This window comes from Xanthobacter sp. DMC47, assembly GCF_056313845.1.
Genome location: NZ_JBQUZM010000001.1, coordinates 328,464 through 346,110, shown reverse-complemented (window position 1 = coordinate 346,110; position 17,647 = coordinate 328,464). Strand labels below are relative to the sequence as shown.

Genomic DNA, 17,647 nt, shown 5'->3' with positions numbered 1-17,647 from the left:
AAAGCGCATGAGCGATCTGTTCGCAGCGGCGGGACTGGGGGAGGGGGTGGCGCGCCCCCTCGCCGACCGGCTGCGCCCGTCGCGCCTCTCGGAGGTGGTGGGGCAGGACCATCTGGTGGGGCCGGACGGCGTGCTCTCGCGCATGCTGGAGACGCGCTCCCTCGGCTCGCTCATCCTGTGGGGGCCGCCGGGCACCGGCAAGACCACCGTGGCGCGCCTGCTGGCCTCGGCGACCGACCTGCATTTCGAGCAGATCTCCGCCATCTTCTCCGGCGTCGCCGACCTGAAGAAGGTGTTCGAGCAGGCCCGTGGCCGCCGCCTGTCGGGCACCGCGACCCTCCTGTTCGTGGACGAGATTCACCGCTTCAACCGCGCCCAACAGGATAGCTTCCTGCCCGTCATGGAGGACGGCACGGTGACGCTGGTGGGCGCCACCACGGAAAATCCCTCCTTCGAGCTGAACGCGGCACTTCTCTCCCGCGCCCGCGTGCTGGTGTTCCGCTCGCTCGATGCCGAAGCGGTGGCCAAGCTGCTCTCCCGCGCCGAGGAGGTGGAGGGTCGCGAACTCCCCCTTACCGAGGAGGCGCGCGTCGCGCTGGTGAACATGGCGGACGGGGATGGCCGCGCCTCCCTCACGCTGGCGGAGGAGGTGTGGCGCGCCGCGCGGCCGGGCGAGGTGTTCGACGTGGCGGGCCTGAGCGAAGTGGTGCAGCGCCGCGCGCCCATCTACGACAAGAGCGAGGACGGCCACTACAATCTCATCTCCGCGCTGCACAAGGCGGTGCGCGGCTCCGACCCCGACGCGGCGCTCTATTATCTCGCGCGCATGCTGGACGCCGGGGAAAGCCCGCTGTTCCTCGCCCGGCGCATCGTGCGCATGGCCATCGAGGACATCGGCAATGCCGATCCGCAGGCCCTCGTCGTGGCGAATGCGGCGAAGGAGGCCTACGACTTCCTCGGCTCACCCGAGGGCGAGCTGGCGCTGGCGCAGGCGGTGGTCTATGTGGCCACCGCGCCGAAATCCAATGCCGTCTACACCGCCTTCAAGGCCGCCATGCGCGTCGCCAAGGAGGGCGGCTCGCTGGTGCCGCCCAAGGTCATCCTGAACGCGCCGACCAAGCTGATGAAGGCCGAGGGCTACGGCACCGGCTATCGCTACGACCATGACGAGCCGGACGCCTTCTCCGGCCAGAACTATTTCCCCGAGGCGCTGGGCCGCCAAAGCTTCTACCATCCGGTGGAGCGCGGCTTCGAGCGCGAGATCAGGAAGCGCCTGGATTACTGGGCGCGCCTGCGGGCCGAGCGGGGCGGGAAATAGCGGGCCCAAATAGCGAGGGCTTGGGCCATCGTGTATGATTGGCCAACAGGCTGGCACCGACGAAGACCACCATGACCCGGCTGATGCGCGAACTCATCGAGAAGCTCGAAGCCCTGCCCGAGGCGGAGCAGGACGCGCTCGCCCGCGAATTTCTCCACGTGATCGAGGCGGGCGCAGCGGACGGCGACCTCTACGTCCTCACCCCCGAGCAGGAGGAAGAGGTTCGCCGGGCGCTGGAGGATGGGGAGCCGAACGCTTCTCCCGAGGAAGTCGAAGCCTTTTTTGCCCGCTATCGGTGATGAAGGTCTCCTTCCGTGCCCGGGCCCTCGGGCATCTGCGGCAGATCGAGCGCTATGTTGCCGCCGACAGCCCTGCGGCTGCGGGCCGCCTTATTGCTCGCATCGAGCGCGCGATCCTTAATCTCGTGGACCACCCGCTATCCGCTCCGGTGGGCGTCGTGCCGGGCACGCGGCAACTCGCCATCGCTGATACGCCCTATCTTGTCATCTATCGTGTGGATGGAGATGGCATCACCATCCTCGCCGTTCTCCACGCCGCGAGGCGCTTGCGCTCCTGATCCCGTTCCGGAACCTGCCCAATGACCCTGCCCCCCGCCCTCATCGTCTTCCTCGGCGCCGGTCTCGGCGGCACCATCCGGCATTTCGTGAATCTGGCCGTGCCGCGGCTCTTGGGCACGGGCTTTCCCTTCGCCACCTTCCTCATCAACATTTCCGGCAGCCTCATCATGGGGCTCATGGCGGGCTATCTCGCCTTCAAGGATGGTGAGGGGTGGACGCAGCCGGTGCGGCTGTTCCTCACCACCGGGGTGCTCGGCGGCTACACCACCTTCTCCACCTTCTCGCTGGATTTCCTCTACCTCGCCGAGCGGGGCGAGCTCGGGATGGCGCTGGCCTATGCCTTCGGCTCCGTGCTGCTCGGCTTCGGCGGCGTGTGGGCCGGCATCATGCTGGTGCGCAGCCTGACGTGATTTTGGCGTTGCCACGCTCACGCGCCGCGCGGGCTTTGGGGGCGTTGCCCAAGCTCAGGCGCCGCGCAGGCTGAGGCGCGCGCAGGACTTTCGGCGAGACGGTGGCCATGGCGCGGTGAAAGCTCTATTGCTGCGGCATAAAGGGTTTGCGCGAGGACTAGGGCAAAGATGGCTGTCGTGACCAGAACCGTGGCCGAGGACGAGGCGGGCATGCGCCTCGACCGCTGGTTCAAGGTGCATTATCCCGACCTCTCGTTCGGGCACCTGCAGAAGCTGGTGCGCACGGGACAGGTGCGGGTGGACGGCGGCCGGGTGAAGACCTCCTCCCGCGTCGAGCCGGGCCAGAGCGTGCGCGTCCCGCCGCTCGGAACCGACGAGCCCGAGGCAGCGGCCGCGCCGGCAAAGGGCGCGCGCACCAGCGAGGCCGGCAAGGAGGGCGCACGCACGGCCCCCGCCGAGCCCGGCGCCACTGCGCCCGCAAAGCCGCGCGCGTCGAAAGACCCCGCCGTGCGCAAGCTGGAGGAGGACCGGGCCTTCCTCAAATCCATCACCCTGTTCGAGGACAAGGACGTGATGGTGCTGAACAAGCCGTTCGGCCTCGCGGTGCAGGGCGGCTCCGGTACCTACCGCCATGTGGACGGGCTTTTGGAGGCGCTGAAGGACCGGGACGGGCAGAAGCCGCGCCTCGTCCACCGCATCGACAAGGACACCTCCGGCTGCCTGCTCATCGCCAAGTCGCGGCTCGCCGCCTCGGTGTTGGCCAAGAGCTTCCGCTCGCGCGAGGCGCGCAAGGTCTATTGGGCGGTGGTGCCCGGCGTGCCGAAGCCCCGGCAGGGGCGCATCTCCACCTATCTGGCCCGCGACGAGGACGAGGAGAAGATGCGCGTCGCCCGCCATGGCGAGGACGAGGCGAGCCACGCCATCACCTATTACGCCGTGGTGGATCAGGCCGCGCAGAAAATGAGCTGGCTGTCGCTGAAGCCGGTGACGGGCCGCACCCATCAGCTGCGCGCCCACCTCGCCCACATCCACCACCCCATCCTCGGCGATCCGAAGTATTTCAACGTCGAGAACTGGGAATTGCCCGGCGGCCTGCAGAATCGCCTGCACCTGCTGGCGCGGCGGCTCGTCATCCCGCATCCGCGCGGGCAGGGGGTGATCGACGTCTCCGCGCCGCTGCCGCCGCATATCGCGCAGACCTTCGCCGTGCTCGGCTTCGACGCCTCCCAGTACGATCCCATCCTGGAAGCGCCGGAGGCATGAGGCGCGCCGCCCTGTGGTGGCTTGCTGCGGCGGCTTTGGCCGTCGCACCGGCGACCGCGGGCGGAGCCGGGGCCAGGCGGGACGACGTGCTCTATCTCTTCCGCGACCTCCAGATCGCGCAGGCCACCGGCTTTCCCGACTATGAGATCCACGGGGAGGGCGCCGGCGCCACCGCTTCCGGCGGCCGCCTCTACGGGCCGCGAGCGCGGGTGACGCTCACCCTCGACGTCCCGCACGGCTACCTGCGCATCGACGACCGGGGAGACGGGGACGGGGCGGCGCACTTCGCGACGGAAGCCGCCGTGTGGTTCGATCGTGAGGGCTTCCCGCTCCTCGGCCTCAGCGAACGCGCGGTGCGCGGCGGCGTGCCGTTCGGCGGACGGGTGCGCTTCTATTCCCACGCGTCCGGGCGGTGGAATCTGGTCACGGACAGGGTGATGCCGCCGCAGGACGAAAGCCTCTGCCGCACCGCGCCGCAGGAGGTGGACGAGACCACCGCGGCGTTCGAGGGCCTGGGCCGGGCCATCACCCTCCTGCCGCGGCAGGGAACCGACCTTGCAGTGTGGTGTGTGGCGCCGAGCCCCGTCGCCGGAACCGGCCGAATGCTGGAATGGGACCGCGCTGCCGCCCGCTTCACGCAGGGGCAGAGTCTGCCCGGTCCGCCGCCTTGGCCGGACGCGCCGGTGCCACGCTGAAGCTTGGTCTTCGACTTTGGTCTGACCCCTGCCGCATTCGGCAGTCCGGTAACCGCCTCCGGCTTGAAGTCACGGCATCTTCCCCTATGGTGCGCGCCAAGGCCTGAAGGCCAAAGAAGAAGCAGTCCGGAGCCATCTCCGGCCGCGCCCGAGGGAATTGATCTCAATGACAGCCCTTCTCGCCCTCTCCCGAGGGATCGATGCCGTCAACACCCGCATCGGCAAGGCCGCCGCTTGGCTGATCCTGGTCTCCATTCTTGTGTCGGCGCTCAATGCCATCATCCGCAAGCTGTTCGACATGAGCTCCAATTCATGGCTGGAGCTGCAGTGGGTGCTGTTCGCCGCGGTGTTCCTGCTGTGCGCCTCGTGGACGCTCATCGACAATGAGCATATCCGCATCGACATCGTGAATTCCCGGCTGCCCAAGCGCTGGCGCGACGGCATCGACATCTTCGGCCACGTCTTCTTCCTGCTGCCCTTCTCCATCCTCCTGCTGTGGACCTCCTGGCCCTTCTTCCTGGCCTCCTATGAGATCAACGAGCAGTCGCTGAATGCCGGCGGCCTGCCCCAGTGGCCGGCGAAGCTGCTGGTGCCGTTGGGCTTCTTCTTCCTGACGCTGCAGGGCATCTCCGAACTCATCAAGCGCATCGCCATCTTCACCGGAAAGATGGAGGACCCCCACGAAGGCGCGGGCGGCAGCCATGCGGCGCTCGCCGCCGAGGCGGAGCGCCTGCTCGCCGATGCGGAACTCCCCGAAGGGGCGCCCGGCGCCGCTGCCGCGGCCAAGAAGTAGGAGCGCGTTCATGTCCTTCGTCCGCACGCTCCTGAAGCGCCGCCCCCTCGCCGCACTCGCCGTCGCGTTCCTCGCCGCTCTGCTCATCGCGCTGCCCGACGTGGCGCTGGCGGCAGAGCCGGGCTTCCGCGGCTGGTTCATCCACAACATGGCGCCGATCATGTTCGGCGCGCTGGTGCTGTTCCTGCTGCTCGGCTACCCGGTGGCCTTCTCGCTGGCGGCCAACGGCCTGATCTTCGGCCTCATCGGCATCGAACTGGGTCTGTTCGAGCCCAAGTTCCTCCAGGCGCTGCCGGAGCGCGTCTACGGCACCATGAACAACGAAGTGCTCCTCGCGGTGCCCTTCTTCACCTTCATGGGCCTCATCCTCGAACGTTCCGGCATGGCCGAGGACCTGCTCGACACTATCGGGCAGGTGTTCGGCTCCATCCGCGGCGGCCTCGCCTATGCGGTGATCTTCGTCGGCGCTCTGCTGGCGGCCACCACCGGCGTGGTGGCGGCCTCGGTGATCTCCATGGGCCTCATCTCGCTGCCTATCATGCTGCGCTACGGCTACGATCGGCGCGTCGCCTCGGGCGTCATCGCGGCGTCGGGCACGCTGGCGCAGATCATCCCGCCGTCCCTCGTGCTCATCGTCATGGCCGACCAGCTCAACCGCTCGGTGGGCGACATGTACGAGGGCGCGTTCGTGCCCGGCCTGCTGCTCGCCGGCCTCTACGCGCTCTACATCTTCATCGTCTCCTCGATCTTCCCGAACGCAGCGCCCGGCCTGCCGCTGGAGGCGCAGACCCTGCGCGATCCGGATCAGAAGGCGATGCCCGCGCGCATCCTCGGCGCGGTGGCGGCGGCGGGCTTCGCCTACCTCATCGCCACCGGCTCCCTGCCGGGCCTGACGGCGGGGGCGCTTCCCGGCGTCGCCAACATGGCGGTATGGGGCATCGTGGCGTTCGTGCTGCTCTTCTTCGTCATGTCGGGCACGGCGAAGCTGCTCACGCCCTCGCTCTTCATCGCGCTCGCCCTCTCCATCGCCGGCGGCATCGTGCTGATGGAGCGCAGCCATGTGAAGTTCGGCGCCGACTATGTGGTGCTCACCATGTCGGCCACCGTGGGCATCGCCTTCGTGGTGGCCGTCATCAACCGTGTGTTCCGGCTGGGGCTTTTGTCCAAGCTCGCCGAGCAGGTGGTGTTCGTGATGGTGCCGCCGCTGGCGCTCATCTTCCTCGTGCTCGGCACCATCTTCATCGGCGTCGCGACGCCGACCGAGGGCGGCGCCATGGGCTCGCTCGGCGCGGTCATCCTCGCCTTCGCCCGCGGTCGGCTGAAGTTCGACCTGATGCGGCAGGCGACCTATTCCACCGCCAAGCTCTCCGCCTTCGTGCTGTTCATCCTGCTTGGCGCCCGCGTGTTCTCGCTCACCTTCTACGGCGTGGACGGGCACAAGTGGGTGGAGGAGCTGCTGGTGTCGCTGCCCGGCGGGCAGACCGGCTTCCTCATCGCGGTGAATGCGCTGGTCTTCGTGCTGGCCTTCTTCCTCGACTACTTCGAGCTGGCCTTCATCATCATCCCGCTGCTCGGGCCGGCTGCGGACAAGATGGGCATCGACCTCATCTGGTTCGGCGTGATGCTGGCGGTGAATATGCAGACCTCGTTCATGCACCCGCCGTTCGGCTTCGCCCTATTCTTCCTGCGCTCGGTGGCGGCGAAGGTGCCCTATGTGGACCGGGTGACGGGCAAGATGATGCAGCCCGTGACCACCGGGCAGATCTACTGGGGCGCGGTGCCGTTCGTGTGCATCCAGCTCGTCATGGTGGCGCTCATCCTCGCCTTCCCGGGCATGGTGACCCACTACAAGAGCGGCGGCGTGCAGCTCGATCAGAAGCAGATCCAGCAGCAGTTCGAGAACCTTTCGCCCGGCCTCGATGCCGCGCCGCCGCCGCCGCTGGATCTCGGCTTCGGGAAATAGCGGCCCCCGGCGGGCTGGCCTTGCCCTGCTAAGGGCGCATTCGGAATGGACATGACGGGGTGGAGGGCTTCTGTTCCTCCGCCCCGTCGTGCATTCGTGGTGACGGGGAAGGCCCTGCGATTCGCGGCGCGCCGCGGACGCCGGGGTCCATCGACAAATCGAGATGCTGGACCGGCCGGGGCGACCGCCAGCGTGGCGCAGTCCGGGTGACCCAAACGGGCGCGGCCGAGCGTGCGGAGGTGAATGCGATGAACCCGAGGCCCGACTTCTGTCCCGGCTGCGGGGCGCAGGTCTATCCCGAGGAGGCCCATTGCCCCTTCTGCGGCCGCAAGCTCCACACGAGCCTCCTGATGCCCTTCCTCGTGGGCGTCGGCGGCACGGTGGTGGCGCTGGTCTCGGGCGGCCTCGTCTGGTGGGTGATGTCGGGCGAGCCCGGCGAGGCGCCGGACGCGCAGCCGCAGGTTCAGGCTACAGCCCCTGCAGCCCCCGCGCCCCAGAACCCGCCCCCTGCCGCGCCCCAGCAGAAGCCCGCCCAGCCTCCGGCGCAGGCCGCTGCCCCGCCGCAGCCGGAGCCGCCGACGGCTGCGCCCGCCGCGCCCGCTCAGGATGCCGCGCTGCCGCTGCCCACGGTGAATAGCCCCGCTCCTGCCCCTGCGGCAGATGCCGCCGCGCGCCGGGCCTTCGCCAAGAGCAAGCAGGACAGCTTCGCCCAGAACGGCCTCGACCTCACCGTGACGGCCGGCGGCGACGACGCGACGCTCCTCACCATCAAGTTCAACTTTCCCGCCAAGACGGCTGCCGAGCTGATCGTCGCCGGACCCTTCCCGAAGCAGTGCGAGCAGCGCGGCTTCCGGCAGGTGTTGTTCGTCGATCCCTCCGGCACCACATGGATCTATGATATCGCCACCCAGCAGATGACGCAGAAATGAGCGCAGCAGGCGACACCGAAGCTCCCCCCGCCGCCGGCCTCAAGCTGGTGCTGTTCGATTGCGACGGCACGCTGGTGGACAGCCAGCACCTGATCGTGTCCGCCATGAACGACGTCCACGCCGCCCACGGCGTTCCTGTGCCGGACCGCGAGACGCTGCTCTCGGTGGTGGGGCTTTCGCTGCCGCAGGCCTTCTCGGTGCTGTCGCAGGGGGATGCGTCCTATCCCATCCAGGCGATGGTGGATGCCTACCGGGTCGCCTTCAACCGCCTGCTCAATGCCGAGGCGCCGGAGCCCATGTTCGACGGTGCCCGCGAGGTGCTGGAGGAGCTCAATCGCCGGGACGATGTCGTGCTCGGCATCGTCACCGGCAAGTCGCGGCGCGGGGTGGACCGCATCCTCGCCGTCCACGGCATGGAAGGCTGGTTCTCCACCATCCAGACCGCCGACACGGCGCCGTCCAAGCCGCATCCGGCCATGGTGTTCCAGGCCATGGGGGAGATCGGCGCGCGGCCGGAGGACACGGTGGTGATCGGCGATACCACCTATGACATCTCCATGGCCCTGCAGGCCGGGGCCTCGGCGCTCGGCGTCGCCTGGGGTTATCATGGGACGCCGGAACTGGAGCGGGCGGGCGCCGACCGTATCGTCCGGCATTTCCGCGAGGTGCCCGACGCCATCGCCGAGCTTCTGGCCCGCCGCCGCGTCGTGATCTGAGGACAGTCGAGATGCGCGAGTTCCTGGAAGATGTGGAAAGCGGCGACCCGGGCGATCCCGTCGCCCGTGCCCGCGCGGCCCAGAAGGCGCCCCTGCCCAAGCGCTTCTACACCGATGTGAGCGTGGGTGAGGGGGAGGGCGGCTACACCATCCTGCTCGACGGGCGGCCGGTGCGCACGCCCGCCCGCGGGCTGCTCAAGGCACCGACCCGCGCCCTCGCCGAGGCCATGGCGGCCGAATGGGCGGCCCAGCAGACCGAGATCGACCCCTTCACCATGCCGCTGACCCGTCTCGTCAACGTCGCCCTCGACCGGGTGGCGCCGGAGGCGCAGGCGGTGGCGGACGAGGTGGTGAACTACGCCGGCACCGACATGCTGTTCTACCGCGCCGATGGCCCGCAGAAGCTGGTGGACCGGCAGGCCAAGCACTGGGACGCCGTGCTGGACTGGATGCGGGAGGCCCACGGCGCGCGCTTCTATCTCGCCGAGGGCATCAGTCATGTGGCGCAGCCCGAGGAGGCGCTGGCGAAGGTGCGGGCGCTGGTGCCGGCCGATCCGCTGCGCCTCGCGGCGGTGCATTCCATGACGACCCTCACCGGCTCGGCGCTCCTGGCGCTGGCGGTGGCGGAAGGCGCGCTCTCCGCCGACGCCGCCTGGACGGCGGCGCATGTGGACGAGGATTTCAACCGCGAGCAGTGGGGCGAGGACGAACTCGCCAGCCAGCGCCGTGCCGCCCGCCGCACCGAGATGGACGCGGCGGCGCAGGCGCTGGCGCTGGCGGTGTGATCTCGCGCTGACCGGGGCTGGCCTGATGGACGAGGACGCAATTGCCGACCTGTTCGCCGCCTTCGGTCCGGTGGCGGTGAAGCGCATGTTCGGCGGGGCCGGGCTCTATGCGGACGGGCTGATGTTCGCCCTGTGGGCCGGGGACACCTACTATCTCAAGGCCGATGCGGCGCTGGCCGAGGATCTGAAGGGGCGGGGATCGGTCCCCTTCAGCTATGAGGCCAAGGGTGTCGTGCGCACCATGGGCGGCTACTGGTCCGTGCCCGAGGCGGCGCTGGACGATGCGGACGATCTCGCCGCCCTCGCCCGCCGCGCCCTCTTCGTGGCCCATGCGGCCAGCGAGGCCAAAGCCAAAGCCCGGCCGACAGGCCAGGCGTCCGAGGCCAAAGCCAAAACCCGGCCGACAGGCCGGGCGTCCACGGACAAGGCGAAACGGGCAGGCGGGGCGTCCGGGAAGAAGCCCCGCGCCAAAAAGAAAAGCGCGCCGGCCCAAGGCTGAGCGGCGCGCCGATCCATCTGAAAACTCAAGAAGAAGCGCCGGCCCGGAGGTCGGCGCGAACCGTCACGCACCTGCCTTCACGCGCACCGGGCGCAGGAGGAAGGCGGGGAGGTGGGACATGTCCGCCGGCTCGTTGGCGGGCGCCCGCTCGCGGCGCTGGGGACGCGCGTCGGCGGCCTCCTCGCGGGCGGGACGACGGTTGCGCTCGGGGCGGTCGCCACGCTCGGCAGACCGTTCCGGCCGCGCGGCGCGTTCCCGCTCCTGACGCTCGGGGCGGTCCTGACGTTCGGGGCGGTCCTGACGCTCCGGACGCTCAGTCCTTTCAGCCCGCGGCTGACGTTCGGTGCGCTCGGGCCGCTCGGCACGCTCCGCGCCTTCGGCCCGGGGCTCGCGCTCGCGGCGCGGCTCACGCTCGCCGCGACCTTCGCGGTCGCCACGGCCCTCACGGGGCTCCTTGTCCATGCGGCGCTTGCCGCGCAGACGGCCATCCTCGCGCCCACGGCGCTCGGAGGCCGGCGGGGCATCGCCCAGGGGCGCACCATGCCAGGGGATCGGGTTGCCGATCAGCTTCTCGATGGCCGAGAGGGACTTGGCATCGAGGTGCGTGACCATGGTGTAGGCCGTGCCGGAGCGCCCGGCGCGGCCGGTGCGGCCGATGCGGTGGACGTAATCCTCGGAGTGGTGGGGCACGTCATAGTTGAAGACGTGGCTCACCGCCGGGATGTCGAGGCCACGGGCCGCCACGTCGGACGCGACCAGCAGGGTCGCCTCGCCGTTGCGGAACTCGTCCAGCGCCTTGATGCGGGCGTGCTGGTCCATGTCGCCGTGCAGGGCCACGGCATTGAAGCCGTGCTTCTGCAGCGAGCGGTGGAGCACCGCCACGTCGCGCTTGCGGTTGCAGAAGATAATGCCGTTCTGCAGGTTTTCGCAGCCACGGATCAGTTCGCGCAGAACCTCGCGCTTCTCGTAGTCCTCGCGGCCGGAGGCGACCAGTTCCTGCGTCACCGTGGTGGCGGTGGACGCGGGCTTGGAGACTTCCACGCGCACCGGGTTGGAGAGGAACTGCGAGACGAGGCGCTGGATCTCCGGCGGCATGGTGGCCGAGAAGAACAGCGTCTGGCGGGTGAAGGGCACGAGCTTGCAGATGCGCTCGATGTCCGGGATGAAGCCCATGTCCAGCATGCGGTCGGCCTCGTCGATGACGAGGACTTCGATGCCGGAGAGGAGCAGGCGGCCGCGCTCCACATGGTCGAGCAGGCGGCCGGGGGTGGCGATCAGCACGTCCACGCCGCGCAGCAGCTTGGAGTCCTGGTCACCGAAGGAAACGCCGCCAATGAGCAGGGCGACGTTGAGCTTGCTGTACTTGCCGTAGCGCGTGAAGTTCTCTTCCACCTGGGCCGCGAGCTCGCGGGTGGGCTCCAGGATGAGAGTGCGCGGCATGCGGGCACGGGCGCGGCCCTGCTCCAGCAGCGTCAGCATGGGGAGCGTGAAGGCGGCGGTCTTGCCGGTACCTGTCTGCGCGAGGCCGAGAACATCCCGGCGCGCGAGAACATGGGGAATGGCCTGGGACTGGATCGGGGTCGGGGTCGTATAGCCGGTGTCGGCGACCGCCGCGAGGACCTTGTCGCTCAGGCCGAGTTCGGAAAATGACATTGCATCTTTTGGATGCGGCGGCGCGCCGCTGATCGAACGTCCCGTGCCGTACGGGGTCAGACGAGTGGTCGTCGGTCGGCGCGCTTGGATTCGACATATCTCGGACGACGCATAGCAACATAAGAAAATGATGCGCCGTGTCAATGTTTTCCGGCCGGTCTCCCCGATTCGGCCGGTGAAAAGCGCCATTTCGCGGGCGGTGGCGCACAAATGCTCGCTTTGCGGGCAGACGCCATGCGCCCTGCGAATGAGTGTGCGCTGCACCCATGCGGCCTCGTCGGGTTGACCCGTTCCGGCCGACGCCGCACGGATGGCATCCCTGTCTCCGTCCCCGGATCCCATGCCCTTCCTTCTCGTCCTCGGCCTTGCGGCGTTCGCGAGCGCGTTCTCCATGCGCGTCGTCGATCCCATGCTGAACATCCTGGCGAGCGAGCTTCAGGTGACGTTGCAGCAGGTGGCCATGCTCGCCAGCGCCTTCACCTTTCCCTATGCGCTGATGCAGCTGGTGTTCGGCCCCATCGGCGATGCGGTGGGCAAGGTGCGGCTCATCCGCGTCAACCTCGCCATGCTCTCCATCGGCCTCGCGGTCTCGGCCACCTCCAACAGCCATGAGATGCTGCTCGCCTCCCGCGTCTTCTGCGGCGCCTTCGCCGGCGGCATCATTCCCGTGGTGCTGGCGACGGTGGGCGACCGGGTGCCGTTCGAGCGGCGGCCGGTGGCGCTGAGCCGCGTGCTGCTCGCCTTGGTGCTGGGCCAGCTCTCCGGCTCGGCGCTGGCCGGTTTCATCGCCGAGATGGCCGGGTGGCGCGAGGTGTTCTGGTGCGCCTTCGGCGTGGCGGCGCTGGCCGCGCTCGCCACCACCTTCGGGCTCAGGGAGGAAGGCGAGCGCCGGCCGCTGTCGTTCGCCGCCTCCATTGCCCGCTATGGGCTGGTGCTGCGCAACCCGCTGTCCATCAAGGTCTACGCGGTGGTGGCCATCGAAGGGGCGCTGAGCTTCGGCGTGTTCCCGCTGGTGGCGCCGCTGATGGTCCACCAGGGCATCGGCGACGCCAAGGAGGCCGGCCTCGCGCTCGGCGCCTTCGCCGTGGGCGGCGCGTTCTATACCTTCGCCGTGCCGCTATTAGTGCGCTATCTCGGCCTCGGCGGCATGGTGCGCTGGGGTGCCGTGGGGGTGGGCGTGCTGCTCATCCTCGCCACGCGCGCCCATGGGCTGCTCCTCATGGCGGCGATCTTCGCCGCCGCGGGCTTCGCCTTCTACATGATCCACAACGTGCTGCAGATCCTCGCCACGGAGCTGGCCCCCGAGGCGCGCGGGTCGGCGCTGGCGCTGTTCGCGTCTTCCTTCTTCATCGGCCAGGCGGTGGGCGCCCTGGCGCTGACGCAGGCGGCGGGCTTGGCTGGCGTGGTCGCCATGTTCATCGCCGCCGGCATCGGGATGCTGGTGCTCGCGGGCCCCGCCGGGCTGCTCCAGCCGCGACGGGGCCATGTCTCGCCCCCCGAGGCGCTTTAGCGGGCGCGCTCGCTGTCGAGCATGGCCATCTGCGCGGCCGCATAGCGCTCGCCCTTCGCCGCGCCCTTGGGGATGGCGGCCTCGATGGCGTTGAGCGCATCGGCATCGAGCGTGACATTCAGCGACCCCAGTGCCTCGGCGAGCCGGACGCGGCGGCGGGCGCCGACGAGGGGCAGGATGTCCGCGCCCTGTGCCGCTACCCAGGCGATGGCCACCTGCGCCACCGAGGCGCCGCGGGCCTCGGCAACCTGCCGCAGCGCGTCCACCAGCTTCAGGTTTTCGGCGACGTTCTCGCCCTGGAAGCGCGGGCTGTGGGCGCGGAAATCCTTCCCCGCCTCGCCCGCCTGCCAGTGCCCGCTGATGAGCCCGCGCGAGAGCACGCCATAGGCGGTGATGCCGATGCCGAGGTCCCGGCAGGTCTGAAGGATGCCGTCCTCGATGCCACGGGAGATCAGCGAATATTCGATCTGGAGATCGCTGACGGGATGCACCGCCGCCGCCCGCCGGATGGTCTCGGCGCCCACCTCGGAGAGGCCCACATGGCGCACATAGCCGGCCTTCACCATGTCGGCGATGGCCCCCACCGTCTCCTCGATGGGCACGTTCGGATCGAGGCGGGCCGGGCGGTAGATGTCGATATGGTCCACCCCGAGGCGCTTCAGCGTGTAGGAGAGCGCGGTCTTCACCGCCTGCGGGCGCGCGTCATAGCCGAGCCAGTTGCCGGCGGGATCGCGCAGCGCGCCGAACTTCACGCTCAGCACCACGTTCTCGCGCGGCCGGCCCTTCAGCGCCTCGGCGATCAGCATCTCGTTGTGGCCCATGCCGTAGAAATCGCCGGTGTCGAGCAGCGTCACGCCGGCATCGAGGGCGGCGTGAATGGTCGCGATGCTCTCCGCGCGGTCGGAGGGGCCGTAGAAATCCGACATGCCCATGCAGCCGAGGCCGAGGGGGAAGACCTCCGGGCCGGTGGTGCCGAGGCGGCGGGGGGAGGGGACAAGGGCGGTCATCTTCATGCTCCGTGGCCGGATGGCGTATGGGATGGCTGGAGCATGCCTCGGGATCGGCTGTTCGATAATCCTGTCAGTGTGGCAAGCCCTGTGCGATATTTTGCACAATGAGCAGTGCCAGCCTGTCCGATCTCGACGCCTTCGTGGCGGTGGCGCGCGCCCGCGGCTTTCGCGGGGCGGCAGTGGCGCGCGGGGTGTCGCCCTCGTCCCTCAGTGCGGCGGTGCGGCGGCTGGAGGCCCGCATGGGCGTGCGCCTGCTCAACCGCACCACCCGCAGCGTCACGCCGACCGAGGCCGGCGAACGGCTCATGGAGCGGCTCGCGCCGGTGCTGGCCGAGGTGGAGGGCGCGCTCGACGCGGTGAACGCCTTCCGCGACAGCCCCACCGGCACCTTGCGGCTCAGCGTGCCGAGCGCGGTGGCGCGCGTCATCCTGCCGCCGATCATCACGCCCTTCCTCGCGCGCCACCCGGGCGTCGCGCTGGAGGTGTCAGCGGACGATACCTTCATCGACGTGGTGGCAGGCGGCTTCGATGCCGGCATCCGCTACGACGAGCGGCTGGAGCGGGACATGATCGCCGTGCCCATCGGCCCGCGCGTGCAGCGCTTCGTCACCGCCGCCGCGCCGTCCTATCTGGCGCGCCACGGACGGCCCGAGCATCCCGACGACGTGCTGAAGCACGCCGCCCTCCGCCACCGCTTCGCCAGCGGGCACATGCCGATATGGGAGTTCGAGAAGGACGGGGAGATCGTAAAGGTACGGCCGGAAGGGCGCATCATCGCCTCCAGCATCGACCTCAAGGTGGCTGCCGCCGAGGCGGGGCTCGGCCTGATCCACAGCTTCGATCAGCTGCTCGCGCCCTCCATCGCCGCCGGGCGGCTGGTGCCGGTGCTGGAGGACTGGGAGCAGGAATTCCCCGGCCCCCGCCTCTATTTCCCCAGCCGCCGGCTGATGCCGGCGCCGCTGCGGGCCTTCGTGGATTTCGTGAGGGCCGGCAGTTCGTGAACGTGCAGCCCGCCCCGCAGTGAGGGCGGGCCGCCCGGGTCAGATGTTGATCTTCACCGATGCGCCCTGCTTTGCGCAGCGGGCGGTGACGCCGTTGCGGTGGACCTGCGGCGCCCTGGACATGGATTGCGCCGACTGGCCCATGCACCACTTGGCGTGGCGCATGGGGTCGATCCATTCGTTGGCGCGCTTCCAGTCGCAGCCCTGGCTCGCTGCCAGATAGATCACGGAGACCGCCCAGTAGCCGTAAGAGACGCAGGACTGCTCGTCATTGCCGAACGACTGCGCCCGCGCCGCCCCCGGCATCAGCGTCGCAAGCGCGAGGCCCGCCGCCAGACCCATCCGCACGCGGTGCCCTGCGCGCGTCAGTGCCTTTCCGTCCCCCATGACCGTCCGCCTCCGGTGCCGCGATGGCGGCGTTCATCGCCCGGCGCCCCCGCGCCGGCTCAGATGTCCAGCATCTCCTCGCCCGCGAAGGCGGCGCGCTCGGAGATGAAGGCGAAGCGCGCTTCCGGCTTGTTGCCCATCAGCCGCTCGACGAGGTCGACGGTGGCGGCCCGCTCGGCATCCTCCACGGAGACGCGCTGGAGCGTGCGCGTCTTCGGGTCCATGGTGGTTTCCTTGAGCTGCGCCGGCATCATCTCGCCGAGGCCCTTGAAGCGTCCCACTTCCACCTTGCCCTTGCCGGTGAATTCCTTCTTCAGCAGCCGCTCGCGGTGGGCGTCGTCGCGCGCATAGAGGGTCTTGGCGCCCTGGGTGATGCGGTAAAGCGGCGGCACGGCGAGGAAGAGGTGGCCCTCCTCGATCAGCTTCGGCATCTGGCGGAAGAAATAGGTGACGAGGAGGGAGGCGATGTGCGCCCCGTCCACGTCGGCGTCCGTCATGATGATGACCTTCTCGTAGCGAAGGTCGGTCTCGCGGTAGTGGGTGAGTGTGCCGCAGCCCAGCGCCTGGCCGAGGTCGGCGAGCTGCTGGTTGGCGGCGAGCTTGTCGCGGGTGGCGTTGGCGACGTTGAGGATCTTGCCACGCAGGGGCAGCACCGCCTGCGTCTTGCGATCCCGCGCCTGCTTGGCCGAGCCACCGGCCGAGTCGCCCTCGACGATGAAGATCTCGGAGCCGGCCGCCTCGGTGTTGGAGCAGTCGGCGAGCTTTCCGGGCAGGCGCAGCTTGCGCACGGCGGTCTTGCGGGAGACCTCCTTCTCCTGCTTGCGGCGCAGCCGCTCCTCGGCGCGGTCGATCACATGGTCGAGCAGCCGACTCGCCTGAACCGGATTGGCCGCGAGCCAGTGGTCGAACGGGTCGCGCAGCGCCTGCTCGACGATGCGGGCGGCCTCGGCGGTGGCGAGGCGGTCCTTGGTCTGGCCCTGGAATTCCGGCTCGCGCACGAACACGGAGAGCATGGCGGCGCAGCCGGTGATCACGTCGTCGCCGGTGATGATCGAGCCGCGCTTGCCCTGGCCGGCGCGCTCCGCATAGTCCTTCAGGCCCTTGAGCAGCACATTGCGCAGGCCGTTCTCATGCGTGCCGCCATCGGGGGTCGGGATGGTGTTGCAGTAGGAGGAGATGCCGCCGTCGGCGTCCGCCACCCAGGCCACCGCCCATTCCACCGAGCCATGCCCACCGGTCTTCTGGATGCGGCCGGCGAAGATGTCCGGATGGACCAGCGTGTTGCCTTCGAGATCGGCCGCCAGATAGTCCTTGAGGCCGCCGGGGAAGCGGAAGACCGTCTTCTCCGGGATGTTCTCGCCGGCCTTCAGCAGTTCCGGGTCGCACGCCCAGCGGATTTCCACGCCGCCGAACAGGTACGCCTTCGAGCGGGCCATGCGGAACACGCGGGCCGGCTCGAAATGGGCACCGGCGCCGAAGATCTCCGGGTCGGGATGGAAGCGCACGCGGGTGCCGCGCCGGTTGGTGATGCGGCCGACTTCCTTGAGCGGACCCTGCGGAATGCCTCTCGAAAAGCTCTGGCGATAGAGGGTCTGGTTGCGTGCGACCTCCACCTCCAGATCATCGGACAGAGCGTTCACCACCGAGACGCCGACGCCGTGCAGGCCGCCGGAGGTCTCGTAGACCTTGCTGTCGAACTTACCGCCGGCATGCAGGGTGGTCATGATGACCTCCAGCGCCGACTTGCCGGGAAACTTGGGGTGCTCCTCCACCGGTATGCCGCGCCCGTTGTCCGAGACGGTGAGATAGCCGTCGGCGCCGAGCTGCACCTCGATGAAGGTGGCGTGGCCGGCCACCGCCTCGTCCATCGAATTGTCTACCACCTCGGCGAAGAGGTGGTGCAACGCCTTGGAATCGGTGCCGCCGATATACATGCCCGGCCGGCGCCGCACCGGCTCCAGCCCTTCCAGCACCTCGATATGGGCGGCAGTGTAGTCGCCGGCCATGGCGGGCACCACGGCGGCCTTGCCGCGCGCGCTCTCCTTCGCGGTCGATTCCCGCGCAGGCGACTTGCTGGCACCGCGCGGGCGGGCAGCGAAGAGATCGTCGGAATTGTCGGATTCGGACATGGGACTCT

At 69.3% G+C, this 17,647-nt stretch carries 18 protein-coding genes; 14 read left to right on the top strand and 4 right to left on the bottom strand.

What is annotated here, in order from left to right; genetic code table 11:
- Positions 1-7: 7 nt before the first annotated feature.
- The 12 genes from ACT54R_RS01640 to ACT54R_RS01585 all read left to right on the top strand — a co-directional run bounded on the left by ACT54R_RS01640 (position 8) and on the right by ACT54R_RS01585 (position 9,949).
- Positions 8-1,318, top strand: a complete 1,311-nt coding sequence (locus tag ACT54R_RS01640; protein ID WP_476322814.1) for a replication-associated recombination protein A — start codon at positions 8-10, stop codon at positions 1,316-1,318.
- 71 nt (positions 1,319-1,389) lie between these two features.
- Entirely contained in the window at positions 1,390-1,617 is a 228-nt protein-coding gene (locus ACT54R_RS01635) for a hypothetical protein (RefSeq protein WP_394008356.1), read from the top strand.
- Positions 1,617-1,895, top strand: a complete 279-nt coding sequence (locus tag ACT54R_RS01630; RefSeq protein ID WP_476322810.1) for a type II toxin-antitoxin system RelE/ParE family toxin — start codon at positions 1,617-1,619, stop codon at positions 1,893-1,895. The genes ACT54R_RS01635 and ACT54R_RS01630 overlap by 1 nt, the downstream gene beginning before the upstream one ends.
- 21 nt (positions 1,896-1,916) lie before the next feature.
- Positions 1,917-2,306 (top strand): fluoride efflux transporter CrcB, encoded by a 390-nt coding sequence (gene crcB, locus ACT54R_RS01625; RefSeq protein ID WP_168458236.1) that lies wholly within the window; start codon positions 1,917-1,919, stop codon positions 2,304-2,306.
- Between the two features lie 168 nt (positions 2,307-2,474).
- Positions 2,475-3,569, top strand: a complete 1,095-nt coding sequence (locus ACT54R_RS01620) for an RluA family pseudouridine synthase (RefSeq protein WP_476322806.1) — start codon at positions 2,475-2,477, stop codon at positions 3,567-3,569.
- Positions 3,566-4,264 carry a hypothetical protein gene (locus ACT54R_RS01615; protein ID WP_476322803.1) on the top strand — a complete coding sequence of 233 codons (699 nt, stop codon included), beginning with the start codon at positions 3,566-3,568 and terminating at the stop codon, positions 4,262-4,264. The genes ACT54R_RS01620 and ACT54R_RS01615 overlap by 4 nt, the downstream gene beginning before the upstream one ends.
- Positions 4,265-4,430: 166 nt before the next feature.
- Complete coding sequence (locus ACT54R_RS01610) at positions 4,431-5,057, top strand: TRAP transporter small permease subunit (protein ID WP_168458232.1); 627 nt, start codon at positions 4,431-4,433, stop codon at positions 5,055-5,057.
- A gap of 148 nt (positions 5,058-5,205) precedes the next feature.
- Positions 5,206-7,020: a TRAP transporter large permease gene (locus ACT54R_RS01605; RefSeq protein WP_476326340.1), complete on the top strand. Its 1,815-nt coding sequence runs from the start codon at positions 5,206-5,208 to the stop codon at positions 7,018-7,020.
- Between the two features lie 248 nt (positions 7,021-7,268).
- Positions 7,269-7,949, top strand: coding sequence for a hypothetical protein (locus ACT54R_RS01600; protein WP_476322800.1), 681 nt, complete (start codon positions 7,269-7,271; stop codon positions 7,947-7,949).
- Positions 7,946-8,665, top strand: a complete 720-nt coding sequence (locus tag ACT54R_RS01595; protein WP_168458231.1) for an HAD-IA family hydrolase — start codon at positions 7,946-7,948, stop codon at positions 8,663-8,665. Before ACT54R_RS01600 ends, ACT54R_RS01595 begins: the two co-directional genes overlap by 4 nt.
- Positions 8,666-8,676: 11 nt before the next feature.
- A complete protein-coding gene (locus ACT54R_RS01590) occupies positions 8,677-9,450 on the top strand; it encodes an ATP12 family chaperone protein (RefSeq protein ID WP_476322797.1) in 774 nt (257 codons plus the stop codon).
- Positions 9,451-9,475: 25 nt separating this feature from the next.
- The gene (locus ACT54R_RS01585; protein WP_476322794.1) at positions 9,476-9,949 is read left to right on the top strand and encodes a TfoX/Sxy family protein; all 474 of its coding nucleotides are present in this window, start codon (positions 9,476-9,478) and stop codon (positions 9,947-9,949) included.
- Positions 9,950-10,012: 63 nt separating this feature from the next.
- On the opposite strand, the gene ACT54R_RS01580 is transcribed toward ACT54R_RS01585, so the two are convergent.
- On the bottom strand, positions 10,013-11,602 hold the full coding sequence (locus ACT54R_RS01580; protein WP_476322791.1) for a DEAD/DEAH box helicase: 1,590 nt from the start codon (positions 11,600-11,602) through the stop codon (positions 10,013-10,015).
- A gap of 340 nt (positions 11,603-11,942) precedes the next feature.
- Here ACT54R_RS01580 and ACT54R_RS01575 point away from each other — a divergent pair, with 340 nt between their 5' ends.
- Complete coding sequence (locus ACT54R_RS01575) at positions 11,943-13,112, top strand: MFS transporter (RefSeq protein WP_476322788.1); 1,170 nt, start codon at positions 11,943-11,945, stop codon at positions 13,110-13,112.
- Here the strand turns inward: ACT54R_RS01575 and ACT54R_RS01570 are convergent.
- The gene (locus ACT54R_RS01570; RefSeq protein WP_476322785.1) at positions 13,109-14,119 is read right to left on the bottom strand and encodes an aldo/keto reductase; all 1,011 of its coding nucleotides are present in this window, start codon (positions 14,117-14,119) and stop codon (positions 13,109-13,111) included. The two genes, ACT54R_RS01575 and ACT54R_RS01570, sit on opposite strands and share 4 nt — an antisense overlap.
- Before the next feature lie 107 nt (positions 14,120-14,226).
- On the opposite strand from ACT54R_RS01570, the gene ACT54R_RS01565 reads away from it, so the two are divergent.
- Positions 14,227-15,123 carry a LysR family transcriptional regulator gene (locus ACT54R_RS01565; RefSeq protein WP_476322782.1) on the top strand — a complete coding sequence of 299 codons (897 nt, stop codon included), beginning with the start codon at positions 14,227-14,229 and terminating at the stop codon, positions 15,121-15,123.
- A 39-nt stretch (positions 15,124-15,162) separates the two neighbouring features.
- Here ACT54R_RS01565 and ACT54R_RS01560 read toward each other — a convergent pair whose 3' ends face one another.
- Both ACT54R_RS01560 and parE read right to left on the bottom strand, forming a co-directional pair.
- Positions 15,163-15,510, bottom strand: coding sequence for a hypothetical protein (locus ACT54R_RS01560; RefSeq protein WP_476322779.1), 348 nt, complete (start codon positions 15,508-15,510; stop codon positions 15,163-15,165).
- A 59-nt stretch (positions 15,511-15,569) separates the two neighbouring features.
- Positions 15,570-17,639 (bottom strand): DNA topoisomerase IV subunit B, encoded by a 2,070-nt coding sequence (gene parE, locus ACT54R_RS01555; RefSeq protein WP_476322776.1) that lies wholly within the window; start codon positions 17,637-17,639, stop codon positions 15,570-15,572.
- Positions 17,640-17,647 lie beyond the last annotated feature (8 nt).